The following is a 17,505-nucleotide window of genomic DNA, read 5'->3' on the forward strand; positions in this document are numbered from 1 at the left end:
GGATCTCCTTCCACAGTCATTGTCAGCGGCTCCGCGTTCATTGTGAACCCCGATGACCGGACTGACTGTCATCGCGAATCGCGATAAAGTGCCCCGGTGCTGGACCCGCGCCTGTGCCGCTCCTTCCTCGCCGTCGCCGAGACGCGCAGCTTCACCGCGGCCGCGCGGCGGCTGGGCGTCGGGCAGCCGACCGTCAGCCAGCACGTCCGGCGGCTCGAGCGCGACTCGGGCGGGCTGCTGTTCGCCCGCGACACCCACACCGTCGAGCTCACCGCGCGCGGGCAGGCGATGCTGGGGTTCGCGCAGACGGTCGTCGACACCGAAGAACGCGCGGAGCGGCACTTCCGCGGCGCCGAACTGCGCGGCCGCGTCCGGTTCGGCGTGTCCGAGGACTTCGCGCTCGGCGAGCTGCCGGAGATCCTGCACCGGCTGCGCCGCAGCCACCCGCTGGTGGACGTCGAGCTGACGGTCGAACTCTCGGACGTCCTCGCGCAGCGGCTGCGCGCCGGGCAACTGGACCTGGTGCTGGGCAAGCGCCGCCCGGGCGCGCACCACGGGCGGCTGCTCTGGCGGGAGCCGCTGGTCTGGATCGGCTCGGCGGCCACGGTGCTGGAGCCCGGTGAGCCGGTGCCGCTGGTGCAGTACCCGATGCCGTCGATCACGCGGCAGCTGGCGGTGGAGTGCCTCGAACGCGCCGGCCTCGAATGGCGCGCGGCGTGCCAGACGTCGAGCCTGACCGGCCTGCGCGCCGCGGCGGCGGCCGGGCTCGGCGTCACCCTGCACGCGCGCAGCCTCGTCCCGGCCGACCTCATCGAGCTCGACGGCCTGCCCGAACCCGGCGACATCGAGTTCATGCTGCTGGCCAGGGAGTCGATGGCCGGTCCGGCGGCGGCGCTGGCGGAGTTCGTCCTGGAGCGGGTGCGGCGCTGAGTCAGTCCTCGTCGCCCAGGAGTCTCCGGAGGCGCCCGAGCGCGCGGTGCTGGGCGACGCGGACGGCGCCGGGGGTCGAGCCGACCGCGGCGGCCGTCTCCTCCGCCGACAGCCCGACCACGATCCGCAGCACGACGATTTCGCGCTGCTTCGCCGGGAGCACGTCCAGCAGCTTGGCCAGCCGCTCGTTCAGCTCGAACCGCAGCGCCCGCTGCTCGGGGCCGACGGCTTCGCTGACCCCGTCCGGGATCTCGGGGACCGGGTCGGTGCGGTTGCGCGCCGCGGCGCGGTGGGCGTCGGCCACCTTGTGCTGGGCGATGCCGTAGACGAACGCGAGGAACGGCCGGCCCTGGTCGCGGTAGGAGGGCAGCGCGGTGAGCACGGCGAGGCACACCTCCTGCGCGACGTCGTCGGCCGAAGCGAACGAACGCTCGTGGCGCCCGACGCGGGCCCGGCAGTAGCGCACCACCAGCGGGCGGATGGTGGCCAGCAGCCGGGCGGTCGCGGCGTCGTCGCCGGCGATCGCGTCCGCGACCGGCTCGTCGTGCCGTCGCCAGTGCGACGGGAACGCGTCGGCGGGCTGCGCCGCGGCGATCTCCCGGACGAGCACCCTGCTGCGCACCCGCAGCAGAGTGCCCTCCACGTCGAGGCCGGCCCGCAGCGAGTCGTGCAGCGCGGTGTTGGACTCCCGCAGCAGCTCGGTGATCGCCCGGTCCCCGTACTCGGTTGCCGGCATGGTGCTCACCTTTCCCTGTCCCGCTGGTCACCGGGTCGGGCGACCCGGAGGCGCCGGAGGCGCTCCCGCACGTGCCGGAGGGTGGACCGGACGGTCGCCGGTGCGATCCGCAGGGCCTCCGCGATCTGCGCCGGGGAGAACCCGTCGAGGGACCACGCCAGGACCATCCGCTGCCTGCCGGGCAGCGACGCGAGCAGCTCGATGAGCCCGGCGTGCTGGTCGACCAGCACGGTGAGCTCGTCGTCGTCCCGCGGATCGCCCGCCAGCGTCCAGTCCGCCCGCGCGTCCCCCACGCCGTCGAGCAGCCGCCCCGCGACCCGGCGGACCCACGCGCGCGGGTCGTCGAGGGTCGGCCAAGCCTCCAGCGCGTGGACCATCGCTTCGGCGGCCGCGTCCCGCGCGGTCTCGACCTCGAACCCGGCCTTGCAGAGGAACGCCACCAGCGGCGCGAAGTCGGCGCGGAAGAACGCGTCGAAATCGTCGTGACCGCCCACGGACCCCTCACCACCCCTCGCCTCCACAAGGACAGGTGCGCCGAGGTGACCGCTACGTGTAACGATTCGATCAAGACTCCCCGGTAGGAGTAATGGCGCGCTTCTCCTTGGTGACACCTCGTGACGAATGACGACGGACAAGTCGGGTACCCGGGTTCGATGACCCACCGAGACGTGATCGAAAACCCGGTGCGGACGTCCGCGCGCCCGGGCGCCGATCGGCGCCGGCCGGGTCCGCGAACGGCGGATTCCGGTCGCCGCGCCCCCGCCGGGAGCCGGGGCGCCGCCGACGACGGCACCGCACGGGCCGGTCGGCCGTGTTTCGGCCGTGCCTGGGGTGGAAAGCCGTGTGGTGCAAGGAAGAGACCGGTCGGCCGCAGCTGCTGACCGAGGCGGTGGCCGGCACCCGCCGCCGCCGGAGCGGCCGGGTCGCGCGGGGCGCGGCCGCGCCGATCGGGTGACGTGATCGACATCGAGATCCCGGGAAGAAGGGCGTACTCTCATGTGTTGCAGTCTTGGTTGCCCGGAGGGTGAGCCGGGGACCGAAGCCAAAACCCCTTGACCGATGCGGATATGCTCGCGCGTCCGCGGCGGTCAAGTCGGTTGACGCGCGATGACAATGGGAAACAGAAGAACCGAAGGAGGTGACTGAAGGAAATGGAAGCCACGATGACGGGCTGGGCGGAACTCGCGGCCTGCAAGGACGAGGACCCGGAACTGTTCTTCCCGATCTCCGCGGTAGGCCCCGGCGCCCGGCAGACAGTGCAGGCCAAGGCCGTGTGCGCACGCTGCCCGGTGCGCGCCGAATGCCTCGGCTACGCGCTCGACAACGGGCTCGACCACGGTGTTTTCGGCGGGACCACCGCCGAGGACCGACGCCGGCTGGCGCGCACCGCGCCGCAGCGGCACCGAGTGGCCTGACCGCCGCCCGGTGACCTCTCCCGGCGGCCTCGAGCAATAACACCGAATCCGGAAGAAAATGGATCCGGGAGTGTGCGTGCCCGGGCGGGTGATTCCTGTGCGAATCACCCGCCCGGGTTTTTCACGTCCGCGTTCGGGTCGCTATTCGCTGCGCACCGGGATCGCGTTCACCACGACGCGTGCTCACCCGGCCACGTTTCGGGCAGGTCCCAGGCGGCGGCCGGCACCGACTCGAACGCGGCCATCGCCGTGATCAGCCCGTCTTCGACCGTCAGCACGCTGACCCCGAACCACCGGAAGCCGTCTTCGCCCGGCCGCCGCAGGTAGGTGGCCACGGCCGGCCGGCGGTTGGCGCGGACCGGCCGCATCCGGAACCGCCCGACGCAGTGCGGCGACGCCGGGTCCATCGAGAGCGACAGCGCCCGGATGATCGACGCGCGGTTGTCGAACCAAAGCGTGTACGGCGGCATGATCGCCTGGGCGTCTTCGCGCAGCAGTCGCGCGACCGCGGCGGGGTCGCCGTTCTCGTACGCGGCGATGAACCGCTTGAGCAGCGCGGCTTCCTCGGCCGTCGGGTCGCCGGCCGTCCACTCGGCACGGTGCGCGGGCAGCCGCTCACGCAACGTCGTCCGCGCCCGCTGGAGCGCGCTGTTCGCCGAAGCCACGCTCGTCTCCAGCGCCGCCGCCGTCTCCTTCGCCGGCCAGCCGAGCACGTCGCGCAGGACGAGCGCCGCCCGCTGCCGCGGCGGCAGGTGCTGGAGCGCGGCCAGGTAGGCGAGCTCGATGGTCTCCCGGTCGACGACGGCGTCGTCCGGCCCGGCCCCGTCGAGCAGCCGGTCCGGGTACGGCTCGAGCCACGGCAGGTCGGCGGCCGCGATCGGCCCGTTCGGCTCCCCGGCCGGCCCGAGCTGATCGGGCAGCACCCGCCGGGGCCGCCGGGCGAGGACGTCGAGGCACGCGTTCGTCGCGATCCGGTACAGCCACGTGCGCGCGCTCGCCCGGCCTTCGAAGCCGTCGCGCGCCTTCCACGCCCGCAGGAACGTCTCCTGCGCCAGGTCCTCGGCGTCACTCAGCGAGCCGAGCATCCGGTAACAGTGCACCTGGATCTCCCGGCGGTGCCGCGCGACGAGCGTCTCGAAGTCCGGAGTGCGACCCACCCGGGCACGCTAGCGCACCCGGGCTGCAAGACTGTGCCGAAACCGGGGCTCTGCCCCGGGCCGGGGGCTCCGCCACCCGGAACCCCCGAAAGAGAGGCTGTGCGGTGAGCGGAACGGTGCTGCTGCTGGGCGGACGCAGTGAAATCGGGCTGGCCCTGGCGAAACGCCTGGTCAGCGGGGACACCCGGCGGTTCGTGCTGGCCGCGCGGCCGGGCGCGGACCTGACCGCGGAGGTCGCCGCGCTGCGCGAGGCCGGCGCCGAAACCGTCGAGACCGCGGACTTCGACGCCGACGACCTCGCCGCGCACGGCCCCTTCCTGGAGAAGGTGACGGCCGAGCACGGGCCCCTGGAGACGGTGGTGCTCGCCTTCGGCATCCTCGGCGACCAGTCCCGCGCGGAAACCGACGCCGCCCACGCCGCGGCGGTCGTGCACACCGACTACGTCGCCCAGGTCGGCGTGCTGACCCACGCCGCGAACCTGCTGCGCGCCCAGGGCCACGGCACGCTGGTGGTGTTCTCGTCGGTGGCCGGGATCCGCGTGCGCCGCGCGAACTACGTCTACGGCTCGGCGAAGGCCGGTCTCGACGGCTTCGCGAGCGGCCTCGCCGACGCCCTGCACGGCTCGGGGGTCCGCCTGCTGCTGGTCCGCCCGGGCTTCGTGGTCGGCCGGATGACCGACGGCATGGCGCCGGCACCGTTCTCGAGCACCCCGGACCAGGTGGCGGAGGCGACGGCGGCGGCGTTGCGCCGGGGCCGCGGCGTCGTGTGGGTGCCGGGCGTGCTCCGCCCGGTGTTCTTCGCGATGCGCCTCCTGCCGCGCGCGATCTGGCGCCGCATGCCCCGCTGAGCCGGCCGCTGTGGCCGGCGCCACAGCACTTTCCCGTGCGCGCGCCGGTGCGGTCCGTAGCGAAAACCGGCCGATCGGCCCGAACCGGCTCGGCCGATCGGGCAGCGTCACGACCTTCCTACAATTTTCTCAGGTGATTCCCAGCTAACCCGGTGATCCTCGAAGGAGGGGATCCACCCGAGGGAAGCAAGGGGAAGTGTCGTGCTGCTGTCGTCCCGGGGGCGCCGCATCGGAGGGCGCGTGGCCATCGGCGTCGTGTCGACGCTGGTGCTCGCCGCCACCGGGTACGCGTGGACGCAGCTGAGCAAGCTGGACGCGGGCATAGTCACCGCGGACGTCATCCCGCCCTCGGCGCAGATCGACGAGCAAGACGCGATTCCCGGCGAACCGCTCAAAGTGGCCCAGAACATCCTGCTCGTCGGGATCGACGCGCGCACGGACGCGTACGGCAACCCGTTGCCGCAGAACGTGCTCGACGCGTTGCACGCCGGCAGCGGCGACGACGGCGGCGACACCACCGACACGATGATCGTCGTGCACATCCCGGCGGGCGGCGCGGCGGCCACCGCCATCTCCCTCCCGCGCGACTCCTATGTGGACATCGCGGGCGGGTACGGCAAGCACAAGATCAACTCGGCGTACAGCCGCGGCAAGAACGCCTCGATGTCCGGCCTGCGCGCCGAAGGCCTGAGCGGCGCGCAGCTGGAGGTCGCGGCGAACGCGGCGGGCGCGAAGACGGCGATCCAGACCGTCGAGAAGTTCACCGGGCTGACCATCAACCACTACGCGGCGATCAACCTCGCCGGATTCGACGCGCTGTCGCAGGCGGTCGGCGGCGTCGAGGTCTGCCTCAAGGCGCCGGTGCACGACAGCTACTCGGGCGCGGACTTCGCGGCCGGGCCGCAGACGCTGTCCGGGGCGCAGGCGCTCGCGTTCGTCCGGCAGCGCCACGGCCTGGCCAACGGCGACCTGGACCGGATCGCGCGGCAGCAGGCGTTCCTGTCCGGGATGGCGAAGAAGGTGCTGAACGCGGGCACCTTCACCGATGTCTCGAAGCTGAACTCGCTGGTCGGCGCGGTGCAGGGCGCCGTGGTGCTGGACAAGGGCTGGGACGTGCTGAGCTTCGCGCAGCAGCTGCGGGGGATGACCTCGGGCGCGATCGCGTTCGCCACCATCCCGGTGCAGAGCCTGTCGCTGCAGACGCCGTCCGACGGCGACGCGGTGAAGGTCGACCCGGCGCAGGTCCAGCAGTTCGTGCGCACGGCGATCAGCACGCCCGCGGTGCAGGCCTCGGGCGACGACACGACCGGCGGCGTCAAGCCGGTCGCGGCGACCAGCACCCGGACGCCGGACAGCAAGCAGCCGGCGACCAGTACGGCCGCCGGCTGCGTGAACTAGCCCGTCACACGAACGCGGACTGCCCCGTGATCGCCTTCCCGACGATCAGGGTGTTCATCTCGCGCGTGCCCTCGAACGAGTAGATCGCTTCGGCGTCGGCGAAGAACCGCGCGACGTCGTATTCGAGCACGATCCCGTTGCCGCCGAAGATCTCCCGGCTCCAGGCGACGACCTCGCGCATCCGCGAAGTGACGAACGCCTTGGCCAGCGACGACTGCTCGTCCTTGAAGATCCCGGCGTCCTGCAGGCGGGCGAGCTGCACGAGCATGCCCCACGACGCGGTGATGTTGCCGAGGCTCTTCACGAGCAGGTCCTGCACCAGCTGGAACCGCGCGATCGGGCGGCCGAACTGCTTGCGCTCCTGCGAGTAGGCCAGCGCGGCTTCGTAGGCGCCGATCATCACGCCCAGCGCCTGCCAGGCGACCCCGCCGCGGGTGGCGCGCAGGATCTCGGCGACGTCGCGGAAGGAATCGATGCCCTGCAGGCGGTTCGCCTCCGGCACGCGGACGTCGGTCAGGGTGATCTCGGCGTTCTCGACGATCCGGAACGCCGTCTTGCCCTGGATCTTCTCCGGCACGAAGCCCGGCATGCCCTTCTCGACGACGAACCCCTTGACGTGGTTGTCGTCCAGGTCGCGGGCCCACACGACGACGTAGTCGGCGAAGGTCGCGTTGCCGATCCACTTCTTGGCGCCGTTGAGGATCCAGGTGTCTCCGGTCCGCTTGGCCGTGGTGCGCATGCCACCGGCCACGTCGGACCCGCCGAGCGGCTCGGTCATCGCGAACGCGCCGATCTTGTCCATCGCCGCCATCTCGGGTAGCCAGCGGTCGCGCTGTTCCTGGCTGCCACCGCTGAAGATCGAGTACATCGCGAGTCCGTTGTGGACACCGAAGAACGTCGCCACGGACGCGTCCGTGCGGCTCATCTCCATCGCCATCATGCCGGTGAGCAGATGGCTGACGGCGGGCTTGTGCTCGCCGTAGCCCTCGTACGGCAGGCCGGCGAGACCGCTTTCGCGGAACATGCCGATGAGTTCCTCCGGGAAGGTGCCGGCTTCCCAGTTCTCGTTCACCAGCGGCTTGACGTCGTTCGTCATGAACTCGCGCGCCTTCACGAGCAGCTTGCGCTCGTCGTCGGCGAGCAGCGCCTCGAAGTCGTAGAAGTCGGCGGTCAGCTTGTCCTTCAGCGGTTCCATGTCAGTTCTCCTCCACTGCGTGCAAAACGGCGAGCTGCTTGCGGTCGCGCGTCTCGGCCAGGTCCGAGTACGTGGAGGAGCCGTAAGCGGTTTCGACGGCTTCGATCAGCCGTTCCTGCTCTTCGGGGCTCTGGCTGGGGGTGCCCAGCCCGGCCCACATCTTCTTCATGGACTTGCCGATGTGCTCGGCCATGTGCCGGTAGCCGCCGGGGCCGCCGCCGAGGTGCGAGCCGAGGAACGGCCCGACCGTGGCCCAGCGGATGCCGAGCGAGTTCGTGATGACTTTGTCGAGCTCTTCCGGTGTCACGACACCCTGCTCGACGAGGTAGATCGCCTCGCGGCTGAGCGCGTTCTGCAGCCGGTTTCCCACGAAGCCGGGCATCTCCTTGCGTTCCACGACCGGCGTCCGGCCGAGGGAGGTGTAGAACTCGACGGCCCGCTCGACCGACTCGTCGCTGGTGCGCTCGCCGGGGACGACCTCGACCAGCGGGATCAGGTGCGGCGGGTTGAACGGGTGTCCGATGAGGACCCGGCTGCCGTCGATCTCCTCGGTGAACGCGGTCGAGGGGATGGCGCTCGACGAACTCAGCAACAGCGCGTGCTGCGGAGCTTCCTCGACGAGCTGCTTGAACAGGTCCTTCTTGAACTCGACGTTCTCCGGCCCGTTCTCCTGCACGACGTCCGCCGCTTTCACTGATTCAGTGACGCTTTCGGCGATGCTCACCCGGCTCGCCAGCTCGGCGGCGGTGGTGCCCAGGTGCGGTGCGAACGTCTTCAGCGCTTCGGCGACGGCGTCCGCGAGATCCGGGCGGGGGTCGGTGACCCGGACGGTCAGGCCGTGGTGGGCGAACAGCGCCGTCCAGGACAGGCCGATCGTGCCGGCACCGATGACTGCCGCGTTCTTCACGACTGTGTCATTCATGCTGTGCTCCCCTTCAGCTGAGGTAGTCGAAGACCGGCTTGACCGGGGCGAGCGTCAGGTCGGTGAGGATGTGGCTGGCGGAGACGACCTCCAGCACCGGCAGGTCGGCCAGCGGCGCCAGGACGTGCTGGAACAGCTGCAGCCGCGCGGGGCCGGTGTAGGCCTCCTTGACCACGACGTCGGTGATCTCGGTGCGGACCAGTTCCTGCACGCGCGGCGCGCCGTCGTAGCCCGGGATCGTCTTGAGCATGAACGTCGGGACGGTGATCTGGCGTTCGGCCTCGCGGGCGTCCAGCTCGTTGTGCTTGTAGCCCATGGTCGCGGTGGCCACCCGGAGCGTCCCGTAGTCCAGCGTGCCCACGAGAACACCGTTGTCGACATAGAGCTTCGGGCTGCCGACCGTCTTCGGGTACGCGCTGACCTCGCGCCCGGACGCCGTCGCCGGGAAGTTGTCGAGGTACATCGCGTGCAGGTACTCGCCGCGCTCGCCGTCGAAGCTGACCTCGATCGCCTGGCCGGACTCGGTGTAGGGGCCGTAGCCGGAGACGTCGCCCATCTTCATGACTTCGAAGCGCACCAACGGTTCTTCGACCTTCAGCGGCTCCGGCACGACGGCGCGCAGGGCGTCGGCGTCGGTGCGGTAGACGATGTTCAGGTACTCGCGGTTCGTGAACCTCGGGACCACGGGCGCGAACGCCGGGGCGGTCAGGGGAGTGGTCACGTGCCTGCGGACTTCGTCGATCTTCATCTTATTCGCCTGTCCACTTCGGAGCGCGGCGCTCGGCGAAGGCGGTCATGCCCTCGCGGACGTCGGCGGACTGCATCAGCTTCTTGATTTCTTCCCGCTGCACGGCCGCGGGATCCGCGGCACGCACGATCTTCTTCACGGCGGCGAGCGCCAGGGGTGCGTTCTCCGCCAGCTTCTCGGCCAGCTGGAGTGCGACGGCGGCGGCGTCACCGGCCGGCGTCACGCGGTTGACCAGGCCCAGCTCGCCGGCGCGGCGGCCGGTGACCGGCTCGCCGGTGAGGAGGAACTCCATCGCGAGGTGGTGCGGGATCCGCTTCGGCAGCCGGATGACGCCGCCACCGGCGGCGATCAGGCCGCGCTTGACCTCGGGGAGGCCGAACTTCGCGTCTTCGGCGGCGACGATCAGGTCGCAGCCCAGCGCGAGTTCGAACCCGCCGCCCATCGCGAACCCTTCGACGGCGGCGATCAGGGGCTTGCCCAGCTCGGCTTCGGTCAGGCCGCCGAACCCGCGTCCCGGGATCTCCGGGGACTCGCCCTTGAGCGCGGCCTTGAGGTCCATGCCGGCGCTGAAGGTGTTCTCGGCGCCGGTCAGGACACCGGCCCGCAGCGCGGGGTCGGCTTCCAGCTCGTCGAGGGCCGCGGCCAGCCCGGCCGCGACGGCGGCGTTCACCGCGTTGCGGGCCTGGGGCCGGTCGATCGTGATCAGCAGGGTGCCGCCGATCCGCTCGGTGCGTACTTCACTCATGACTTCACACTTCCTTGACGCCACTTTCGTAGGGAAAGTTGCGTTGGTCTAGACCAGTTCGGCGAGGACTTCGGCGGTGTCCTGGCCGGCCAGCGGGGCCAGGCGGCGGATCGAGCCGGGCGTCGCGGAGAACTTCACCGGGATGCCGACCGTGCGGATGGTGCCCTCGCTCGGGTGCTCGACGGTGTCGAGCAGGTGGCCGTCGCGGACGTAGGCGTCCTCGTGCGCGCGGTCCAGTTCGAGCACCGGCGCCATCGGGATGCTGTGCTTCGCGCAGACCTCGGCCCACTCCTCGGTGGTCAGCGCCGGCGCGCACGCGGCGATCTGCTCGGTCAGCCACTCGTTGTCGGCGCGGTCGATGGCGTCGCCGTTCACGCGCGCGTCCGCCGCCAGCTCGGGGCGTCCGGCCGCGGCGAAGAAGTCGCGGAAGTTCTTCGGGTTGTAGGGGATGACGCAGGCGAGGCCGTCCTTGGTGTGGACCGCGGCGTGGCCCTTCGTCATCGACAGGCCGAACCCGGTGGGGCCCTCGGCCGGCTCGTAGGTGTGCCCGGCGAGGTGCTCGACCAGGTTGAACGCGAGCAGCGTGTCGGTCATCGGGATCTCGATCTGCTGGCCCTCGCCGGTCTTGTCGCGGTGGACCAGCGCGGCGAGCACGCTGTAGGCGATGGTCAGCGACGACACCTTGTCGCCGATGATCGTCGGCAGGTAGACCGGCTTGCCCAATGCGCGGTTGGCGACGTCGACCAGGCCGGAAGAGGCCTGCACGGTCTCGTCGTAGGCGGCGTTGCCGGCCTGCGGGGAGTCGCCGCGGAAGCCCTGCGCGTGGGCGTAGACCAGGCGGGGGTTGCGCTCGGCGACGTCGGCGTAGTTCAGGCCGAGGCGGCTCAGCGCGCCGGGGCGCATGTTGGTGATCAGCACGTCGGCGGTGTCGATCAGCTTCAGCGCCTGCTCGCGCTCGGCGTCGTCCTTGAGGTTGAGGGCCACGCTGCGCTTGTTGCGGTTCACGTTGAGGTTCAGCGCGGTCATGCCCGGCGTGGTCCGGTAGCTGCCCACCCGGACGGTGTCCGCGGGGGACTCGATCTTGATCACGTCGGCGCCCAGGTCACCGAGGATCTGGGCCGCGTACGGGCCCATGACCACGGTCGAGAGGTCGATCACGCGCACGCCGTCCAGCGGTCCGGTGCTGTTCATCGTTCGTCCTTTCGCGCCTTGCTGTTTCGCTCTACCTACGAAGCTAATAGCGTGGGCGCTGAAAGGGAATGATCATGATGCGAACAATGGTATGACCGCAGCGGTCATACCATTTGTCAGCTGGTGAGGGGTTCGGCGAAGATCTCTTTCGCGGCATCGACGAGTTCTCGCAGGTCGCCGTCGGTGCGATCACGCCGCCAGAGCAGGCCGGTGTCCAGCTGGGGCCGGAAATCGGTGAAGGGCAGCACGATGACGTTGTCGAGCCGGTAGCCGTGCATCGGCGACTTCTCGTCGAGCATGGAAATGGAGAACGCCTCGCCGCTGGAAATGATTTCGGACGTCCCGCCGTACCCGGTGTTGGTCAACCGGATGCGTTTCTTGACGCCGAGTTCGCTCAATTGGTGGTCCAATTGGTCGAAATACGCGGGGACGATTTCACCCGGCGGGGCGACGTACGGGAAGTCGGTCAGCTCGGCCAGGCTCACGGAGTCCCGCCCGGCGAACAGCTCGGCGGGCACGACGGCCCCGAGCCGTTCGCTCATCACGGGCAGCTGCTCCAGCGCGGGATCGGTCACCGGCAGCCGCGCCAGCGCGAGGGCCAGCTTGCCCTCGTGCACCCCCTGCACGAGATCGGCGGTCGTCCCGGGCCACCGCTTGAGCTCGTAGGTCTCCCGAACGCGCCCGGCGAGGGCGTTGACGCGGTCCCGCAGATCGGGGTGCACCCCGGCGGGCATCCCGAGGAAAACGGTCCGCCGCTGCGGCCGGGTCGCCTCGGCGAGCTTCCACGGGATGGCGCCGACCTGCTCGAGAACGTCCCGCGCGAGGGGCAGCAACGCGGTCCCGGCGTCGGTGAGGGTGACGTGGTGGGTGCTGCGGTCGAACAGCTGCTGCCCGAGCTCGTGCTCGAGGTCCTTGATCCGCTGGGACAGCGGCGAGGCGGCCATGTGCAGCTTCCGCGCGGCGGCGGAGAAGTTCAGCTCCTCGGCGACCGCGACGAAGTAGCGCAGGTGCAGCATCTCCACGTGATCACCCTAGACGGCCGTCACCGCCGTTGCAGGAACTGGACGAACTCCCCGAACTCGACCTTGTTCCGGTAGGACACCCGTTTGCGGTCCCGCAGCAGGAGCGGCAGGGCACCCGGGTCGACGTCGTCGAGCAGGACGGGGATCACGCGGCGGGTTTCGTCTCCGGAGAACTGGGCGTTGAGGATCGCCTGGTACTCCGCGCGCATCCAGCCCGAATCCCGCTGGTCGATGCTGAAGCACGGCAGGACGAAGCGGCTGCGTGACAGGCCTTTTTCGATCGCGTCGGTGATCGCGTCCCCGAAGGCGATCTGCTCGGAGTCCAGCCAGCAGGTCAACCCCGCCCCGGACAGCCGGCCGGCCAGCTCGGTGACCGTCGGCTTGTCCGGTGACGAGTGACACAGGAAGACGTCGAAGTCGTATTCGGCGGGCGGGTCCACCTGGCTGGGGGAGGGGATGTCGCTCAGGGTCGCGGAGAAGTCCCGCGCCAGCATCGTCGCGCGGTAGAACTTGACCAGCCCGGTCAGCCCGGGGAACGGCAGGTGCGGCACGGTCGCGGACAGCTCGCAGGTCCGGTCGTCCGCGACGATCTCCCCGCGGACGTGCCCGGAGAAGAACTCCAGCGAGAACCGGTTCGCCCGCCTCGAGAGCACCACCGGCTCGGCCGAGACGGCCACCGGCACGAACAGGCCCTCCTTGACCACGCCGATCCGGGCGAACGTCGAGTCCGCCGAGTCGCCCGACGGTGCGGTGTAGAAGGCGAGGAACGACCAGGCGGTGTCGGCCCGGCAGACCAGGCCGGCCCCGGTCTGGTGCCGGTCGGTCAGGGTGATCGACGCGCTGACCCGGCCGTTCAGCATCCGCTGGTCGGACAGGACCGCGTAGGACGTGCCGAACTCGCCGGTGCCCTTCCCGTGCCCGGTGAGCAGGGTTTTGCCGAAGGTCCAGGCGCCCGGCTCAGAGCCTTGCCAGGTACTCACGCAGTGCCTCCACCCGCCGCCCGATGGTCTCGGCGTCGTCCGGGTAGCGCGCGGCCAGCTCGCCGCCGAGGGTGATGGCGCGGGCCACGAGGTCCACCACCATCCCTTCGTCGGAGTCTCTCACGGAGCAGTCGCGGATCGAACTGCGCTGGTACTCCTGCCGGAGGCCTTTGCGCCAGACCGACACGAACCGGGTCACATCGGGGTCTGCGAGGAAGGGCTCCAGCAGTTCGGTGAGTTCCATCGACACCTCGGAGACCATCACCCGGTTCGTGAGGTTCCTCAGCTCATGCCGTACGCGCACGGTGTTCTGCTCGGCCTCGAGCGCATCCGTTACGTGACGCATGCCTTCCACTTCGGCGATCAAGAGGCGCTTCATGAGGTTCATGTCGCCCGCGTCGAGTTTGTCGAGCATCTCCTCGTCCGACGTCGTCATCGTGTACTGGCTGACCACACTGAGCACCAGCGGTTCGGACGGGGTCGCCGCCGCCTGCTCGACCGGGAGCACCTCGACGGCGGCGGTGGCGCTCGTCACGAGCTTGTCGGCGTCGTAAAGCCGCGCGCCGATCTCCGCCCCCTCGTTGCCGAGCGCCTTCGGGTCGATCGACAGGCGCACGGCGAAGTTGAACATGTCCTCGCCCTTGAGCGGCCGGATCCGGTATCGGTTGCCGTTCTTCTTCAGGATGTTGAGCTCCTGCTCCAGGACGACACCGTCGGGCAGGGTCAGCTCGATCCTCGGCCGGTCGAGCGTGGTGCTCAGGGCGCCGCTGAACTCTTCCTCGATGATGTCTTCGAGCCGCGACTCGCTGATGCTCCAGAACCGGCCACCCGAGCCGGAGGCGATGGTCTCGAGGATGTCCTCGGCGAAGTCTTCCCCGATCCCGATCGTCGACGTCGTGATGCCGAGGTCCCGGGATTGCGCCGCTTCCCTGGCCAGCGTGGTCCGCTTGGTCTCGCCGGCGTTGGCTTGCCCGTCCGACAGCAGGAACAGTCGGTTGTAGTGCCGGTCGGTGGTGTGCGTCTGCAGTTCCAGCAAGCCGAGGTACCAGCCGAGCGAAAGGTTGGTGTTGCCTCGCGAACCGACGGCGCGAATCCGCTCCTGCGCCGTGGCGCGGTCCATCTGCGGATTGGTGACCACTTCAGCCTGGCCGTCGAAAACCACCACGGTGAACAGATCGCGTTCGGCGAGGCGGCCCAGGATGTCGAGGCAGCTGCGTTTCGCGGTCTCCAGTTTCCGGCCGTTCATGCTGGCGCTCCGGTCGATCACCACGCACAGGTTCATCCGCATCGCGTCACCGGATTCGCGGGTGGAACTCCCGGCCCGGCAGCGGATTTCGACGACCACGTCGAGGTCGGTGGCCGTGTCGTTCCGCACCGCGGGCCGCTCGGTCAGCACGACCAGTTCGATCGGGCCGCCAGTTTCGCTCATGGTTTCCGCCTCCACCTTTTCCGACGAGGACGCCTGGAAAGTCGCCGGAACACCGCGGTTGTTACGGCGAAGAAGAAACCGTGGTGGTCAACGGGAAAACGATCGTGAACGCCGCCCCGCCTTCCGGGGCCGGGCCCGCGGTCAGCGTTCCGCCCATCCGGGTGACGAGACCGTGCACCAGCGCCAGCCCGATGCCCGACCCCACCGGCCGCCGATCCCGGTACCTCTTGTTCAGCACGCCCCGCTCGAACGCCACCGGGTAGTCCTCCGGTGCCAGTCCCGGCCCGCCGTCGCGCACCGAAAGTGCGGCTCCGGCGGCCGACACCGAGAGCGCGAACACCATCGGCGCCCCGGCCGGCGTCACCCGCAGCGCGTTCTCCGCCAGTCCGTCGACCACCTGACGCAGCCGCCGGGCGTCCGCCACCACCACGACCGGGGCCGCGGGTGCCGACACCGACAGCCGGACGTTCTCGCGGGCGCACCGCAGCTGCCAGACCTCCGCGCAGTCGCGCACGAGCGCGGCCAGGTCCACCGAAGCCGGGTCCAGCCGGAACTCGTCCGCGCCCAGCCTCGCCAGTTCCAGCAGGTCCGTCACCAGCCGCTCGAGCCGCAACGCTTCGCGCTGGATCGTCCGACCCGCGTGCACGGCGTCGTCACCGGTGGCGACGCCGTCCGCGATCGCCTCCGCGAAGCCCGTCACGGCGGTCAGGGGCGTCCGCAGCTCGTGCGACACCGACAGCAGGAACTCCCGCTGCCGCGCCTCGCTCACCGCCAGCGCGTCGGCCAGCGAGTTCAACGACCCCGCGACCTCCGCCACTTCGCGCGGCCCCTGGACCGGGACCCGCACGTCCCGCCGTCCCGCCCGGAGCGAGCCCGCCGCGAGCGCCGCCCGCCGCAGGGGACGGCCCAGCAACCGGCCCGACACGAAGCCCGCCAGTGCCGCCACCACCAGGCCGATCCCCAGCGCCAGCGCGATGTTCCGCACCAGCGCGCGCTGCGTCGCGTCGGCGTTGCGCGCGGGCAGGACCAGCGCGAACGCCGCCCCGCGCGCGCCGACCACCCGCGTCTCGACCAGGTACTGCGAGCCGCCGACCGTGACGCGGCCCGAATGGTCCGCCGCCAGCCCCAGCTTGCCCGCGGCCTGCACCGCGACCGCCTCGCCGAGCGCCTGGCCGCCGCCCGCGCGGCGCACCACCACCGAAATGCCCTGCCCGCGCACGACGTCGGCCACCTTGCCGACCCCGAGCCGGTTGCCGATGCCGGTTTCGTCGAGCTGCGTCGCGACGACGTCGGCCTGCGCGGACAGCGAAGACTGCAGCACGTTGTCCGCCGTCGTCCGCACCAGCCGGGCGCCGACCAGCCCGGCGACGATCACCGCGACCCCGGCGACGCCCAGGCACACCAGCGTGATCCGGCCGGCCAGCGTGCCCCTCACGCCGGGTCCGCCGCGTAGCCGATGCCGCGCACCGTCCGGATCGGACTCGCCGCGCCGAGTTTCGCCCGCAGCTGCGCCACGTGGACGTCGACCGTGCGCGCGCCCGCCGCCGCGGCGTAGCCCCAGACGGCGCTGAGCAGCTGGTCGCGCGAAAGCACCTGCCCCGGGTGCCGGAGCAGGTGCGTGAGGAGGTCGAACTCGGTGGACGTCAGCGAAACCTCCGCCTCGCCCGCCCAGGCGCGGCGGCTGGTGACGTCGACCCGGGCGCCGCCGACGGTGAACGTCTCCGCGGCCGGCGTCGCCCCCGACGCGCGCCGCAGCACCGTCCGGACCCGGGCGGCCAGCTCGCGGGGGCTGAACGGCTTCGTCAGGTAGTCGTCCGCGCCGATCTCCAGGCCCAGCAGGCGGTCGAGCTCGTCGTCGCGGGCGGTGACGAACAGCACCGGCGTCCAGTCCCCGGCCGCGCGCAGCGCCTTGCAGATCTCGATACCGTCCATTCCGGACAGTCCGATGTCGAGCACGATCGCGACCGGCTTCAACCGCCGCACGGCGTCGAGGGCCCGCCCGCCGTCGGCCTCGACGTGCACCCCGAAGCCGTCGCGCTTGAGGTAGAGCGCCGCCAGCTCGGCGATCGCGGCCTCGTCCTCGACCACGAGGACGAGGCCGCGTCCCGGTGACCCCATACCTGCTCCCGTCTCCGCCGTTACCGACGGGGAGACGCTAGCCGGTCAGGGCGTGCCATCGCTGTTCATGTCCGACTCGATGCCGTTGAGCGTCGACTCGACGCCGCTCAGCTCGGACGACGCGGGCGCGTTGTCGGACGGCGAGCCCATCAGGTTGTCGCGGCACCCGGAACAGCCGAGCGCGATGAGCGCGGCGGCCCCGACCGCCGCCGCGATCCTCGCCGCCCTCACTTCGCCGGCTTGCAGTGCGCGGACGCGAACGCGTCGAGCTTCTGCTTGGCCGCGTCCAGCTCGCCGACGCGGCCCTGGCGCTTGGTGGCGCGCTGGTCGAGCTGGTCGGCGCGCTGCGTGTGGCCCTTGGCGCGCTGGTCGGCGGCCCGCGCCTTGAGGTTGGCGACCGAGCCGCTGATCTCGGCGCCGCCGTTGATCCGCTTCTTCAGGTTGTCGGCCTTCTTCTGCAGCTTCGGCACCCAGTCCGAGCAGACCTGCTGGGACTCCTCGGGGCTGAGCGTGATCGGTGCGACCGGCGCCGGCGACGTCGTCTGGGCCGAGGCCAGCGGCGCCGCCACCAGCAGGCAGGCCGCGCTCCCGGCGCCCGCCAGCGCCAGCCGCGTCCAAGTGGTTCCTCGCATCGTGTCTCCTCGTGTCGGGTACGAGGAGAACTCTGGCCG

19 protein-coding genes are annotated in these 17,505 nt (G+C 70.9%); 4 read left to right on the top strand and 15 right to left on the bottom strand.

Features of this window, described 5'->3' with window-relative positions; all coding sequences use genetic code 11:
• Positions 1 to 96 precede the first annotated feature (96 nt).
• Entirely contained in the window at positions 97 to 930 is an 834-nt protein-coding gene (locus tag ACLJQM_RS32510) for a LysR family transcriptional regulator (RefSeq protein ID WP_086865023.1), read from the top strand.
• A gap of 1 nt (position 931) precedes the next feature.
• On the opposite strand, the gene shbA is transcribed toward ACLJQM_RS32510, so the two are convergent.
• Both shbA and ACLJQM_RS32520 read right to left on the bottom strand, forming a co-directional pair.
• Positions 932 to 1,525, bottom strand: a complete 594-nt coding sequence (gene shbA, locus ACLJQM_RS32515; RefSeq protein WP_247025049.1) for an RNA polymerase sigma factor ShbA — start codon at positions 1,523 to 1,525, stop codon at positions 932 to 934.
• Between the two features lie 146 nt (positions 1,526 to 1,671).
• The gene (locus ACLJQM_RS32520) at positions 1,672 to 2,160 is read right to left on the bottom strand and encodes an RNA polymerase sigma factor (RefSeq protein WP_360769863.1); all 489 of its coding nucleotides are present in this window, start codon (positions 2,158 to 2,160) and stop codon (positions 1,672 to 1,674) included.
• A 657-nt stretch (positions 2,161 to 2,817) separates the two neighbouring features.
• On the opposite strand from ACLJQM_RS32520, the gene ACLJQM_RS32525 reads away from it, so the two are divergent.
• Positions 2,818 to 3,081 carry a WhiB family transcriptional regulator gene (locus ACLJQM_RS32525; protein ID WP_247020990.1) on the top strand — a complete coding sequence of 88 codons (264 nt, stop codon included), beginning with the start codon at positions 2,818 to 2,820 and terminating at the stop codon, positions 3,079 to 3,081.
• Between the two features lie 167 nt (positions 3,082 to 3,248).
• Here ACLJQM_RS32525 and ACLJQM_RS32530 read toward each other — a convergent pair whose 3' ends face one another.
• Positions 3,249 to 4,238, bottom strand: coding sequence for an RNA polymerase subunit sigma-70 (locus tag ACLJQM_RS32530; RefSeq protein ID WP_360769866.1), 990 nt, complete (start codon positions 4,236 to 4,238; stop codon positions 3,249 to 3,251).
• A 104-nt stretch (positions 4,239 to 4,342) separates the two neighbouring features.
• On the opposite strand from ACLJQM_RS32530, the gene ACLJQM_RS32535 reads away from it, so the two are divergent.
• Both ACLJQM_RS32535 and ACLJQM_RS32540 read left to right on the top strand, forming a co-directional pair.
• Positions 4,343 to 5,086 carry an SDR family NAD(P)-dependent oxidoreductase gene (locus ACLJQM_RS32535; protein ID WP_410634161.1) on the top strand — a complete coding sequence of 248 codons (744 nt, stop codon included), beginning with the start codon at positions 4,343 to 4,345 and terminating at the stop codon, positions 5,084 to 5,086.
• 201 nt (positions 5,087 to 5,287) lie between these two features.
• Positions 5,288 to 6,484: an LCP family protein gene (locus tag ACLJQM_RS32540; RefSeq protein ID WP_410634163.1), complete on the top strand. Its 1,197-nt coding sequence runs from the start codon at positions 5,288 to 5,290 to the stop codon at positions 6,482 to 6,484.
• Between the two features lie 4 nt (positions 6,485 to 6,488).
• On the opposite strand, the gene ACLJQM_RS32545 is transcribed toward ACLJQM_RS32540, so the two are convergent.
• The 12 genes from ACLJQM_RS32545 to ACLJQM_RS32600 all read right to left on the bottom strand — a co-directional run bounded on the left by ACLJQM_RS32545 (position 6,489) and on the right by ACLJQM_RS32600 (position 17,466).
• Positions 6,489 to 7,679: an acyl-CoA dehydrogenase family protein gene (locus ACLJQM_RS32545; protein ID WP_410634165.1), complete on the bottom strand. Its 1,191-nt coding sequence runs from the start codon at positions 7,677 to 7,679 to the stop codon at positions 6,489 to 6,491.
• Between the two features lies 1 nt (position 7,680).
• On the bottom strand, positions 7,681 to 8,601 hold the full coding sequence (locus ACLJQM_RS32550; protein ID WP_410634166.1) for a 3-hydroxyacyl-CoA dehydrogenase NAD-binding domain-containing protein: 921 nt from the start codon (positions 8,599 to 8,601) through the stop codon (positions 7,681 to 7,683).
• 13 nt (positions 8,602 to 8,614) lie between these two features.
• Positions 8,615 to 9,349 (bottom strand): acetoacetate decarboxylase, encoded by a 735-nt coding sequence (locus ACLJQM_RS32555; RefSeq protein WP_410634168.1) that lies wholly within the window; start codon positions 9,347 to 9,349, stop codon positions 8,615 to 8,617.
• A 1-nt stretch (position 9,350) separates the two neighbouring features.
• On the bottom strand, positions 9,351 to 10,094 hold the full coding sequence (locus ACLJQM_RS32560; RefSeq protein WP_410634169.1) for a crotonase/enoyl-CoA hydratase family protein: 744 nt from the start codon (positions 10,092 to 10,094) through the stop codon (positions 9,351 to 9,353).
• Positions 10,095 to 10,142: 48 nt separating this feature from the next.
• On the bottom strand, positions 10,143 to 11,285 hold the full coding sequence (locus ACLJQM_RS32565) for a CaiB/BaiF CoA transferase family protein (protein WP_360769886.1): 1,143 nt from the start codon (positions 11,283 to 11,285) through the stop codon (positions 10,143 to 10,145).
• Positions 11,286 to 11,401: 116 nt separating this feature from the next.
• Entirely contained in the window at positions 11,402 to 12,307 is a 906-nt protein-coding gene (locus tag ACLJQM_RS32570) for a LysR family transcriptional regulator (RefSeq protein ID WP_410634170.1), read from the bottom strand.
• A gap of 20 nt (positions 12,308 to 12,327) precedes the next feature.
• Positions 12,328 to 13,287 carry a toll/interleukin-1 receptor domain-containing protein gene (locus tag ACLJQM_RS32575; protein ID WP_360769891.1) on the bottom strand — a complete coding sequence of 320 codons (960 nt, stop codon included), beginning with the start codon at positions 13,285 to 13,287 and terminating at the stop codon, positions 12,328 to 12,330.
• Positions 13,265 to 14,632, bottom strand: coding sequence for a vWA domain-containing protein (locus ACLJQM_RS32580; RefSeq protein WP_410634171.1), 1,368 nt, complete (start codon positions 14,630 to 14,632; stop codon positions 13,265 to 13,267). The genes ACLJQM_RS32575 and ACLJQM_RS32580 overlap by 23 nt, the downstream gene beginning before the upstream one ends.
• A gap of 145 nt (positions 14,633 to 14,777) precedes the next feature.
• Positions 14,778 to 16,151: an ATP-binding protein gene (locus tag ACLJQM_RS32585; RefSeq protein WP_410634172.1), complete on the bottom strand. Its 1,374-nt coding sequence runs from the start codon at positions 16,149 to 16,151 to the stop codon at positions 14,778 to 14,780.
• Positions 16,148 to 16,834 (bottom strand): response regulator, encoded by a 687-nt coding sequence (locus ACLJQM_RS32590; protein ID WP_410634173.1) that lies wholly within the window; start codon positions 16,832 to 16,834, stop codon positions 16,148 to 16,150. The genes ACLJQM_RS32585 and ACLJQM_RS32590 overlap by 4 nt, the downstream gene beginning before the upstream one ends.
• Before the next feature lie 45 nt (positions 16,835 to 16,879).
• A complete protein-coding gene (locus tag ACLJQM_RS32595) occupies positions 16,880 to 17,065 on the bottom strand; it encodes a hypothetical protein (RefSeq protein WP_247021019.1) in 186 nt (61 codons plus the stop codon).
• Positions 17,062 to 17,466, bottom strand: a complete 405-nt coding sequence (locus ACLJQM_RS32600; protein ID WP_247021021.1) for a hypothetical protein — start codon at positions 17,464 to 17,466, stop codon at positions 17,062 to 17,064. Before ACLJQM_RS32600 ends, ACLJQM_RS32595 begins: the two co-directional genes overlap by 4 nt.
• Between the last annotated feature and the right edge of the window lie 39 nt (positions 17,467 to 17,505).

Origin of the sequence: Amycolatopsis sp. cmx-4-83 (assembly GCF_046548815.1) — a bacterium.
GTDB lineage: Bacteria > Actinomycetota > Actinomycetes > Mycobacteriales > Pseudonocardiaceae > Amycolatopsis > Amycolatopsis pretoriensis_A.

Coding starts and splice junctions, on each gene's coding strand:
- ACLJQM_RS32560 (WP_410634169.1), bottom strand. CDS start 10,094: ATGAGTGAAGTACGCACCGAGCGGATCGGCGGCACCCTGCTGATCACG.
- ACLJQM_RS32555 (WP_410634168.1), bottom strand. CDS start 9,349: ATGAAGATCGACGAAGTCCGCAGGCACGTGACCACTCCCCTGACCGCC.
- ACLJQM_RS32550 (WP_410634166.1), bottom strand. CDS start 8,601: ATGAATGACACAGTCGTGAAGAACGCGGCAGTCATCGGTGCCGGCACG.
- ACLJQM_RS32590 (WP_410634173.1), bottom strand. CDS start 16,834: ATGGGGTCACCGGGACGCGGCCTCGTCCTCGTGGTCGAGGACGAGGCC.
- ACLJQM_RS32525 (WP_247020990.1), top strand. CDS start 2,818: ATGGAAGCCACGATGACGGGCTGGGCGGAACTCGCGGCCTGCAAGGAC.
- ACLJQM_RS32600 (WP_247021021.1), bottom strand. CDS start 17,466: ATGCGAGGAACCACTTGGACGCGGCTGGCGCTGGCGGGCGCCGGGAGC.
- ACLJQM_RS32545 (WP_410634165.1), bottom strand. CDS start 7,679: ATGGAACCGCTGAAGGACAAGCTGACCGCCGACTTCTACGACTTCGAG.
- ACLJQM_RS32565 (WP_360769886.1), bottom strand. CDS start 11,285: ATGAACAGCACCGGACCGCTGGACGGCGTGCGCGTGATCGACCTCTCG.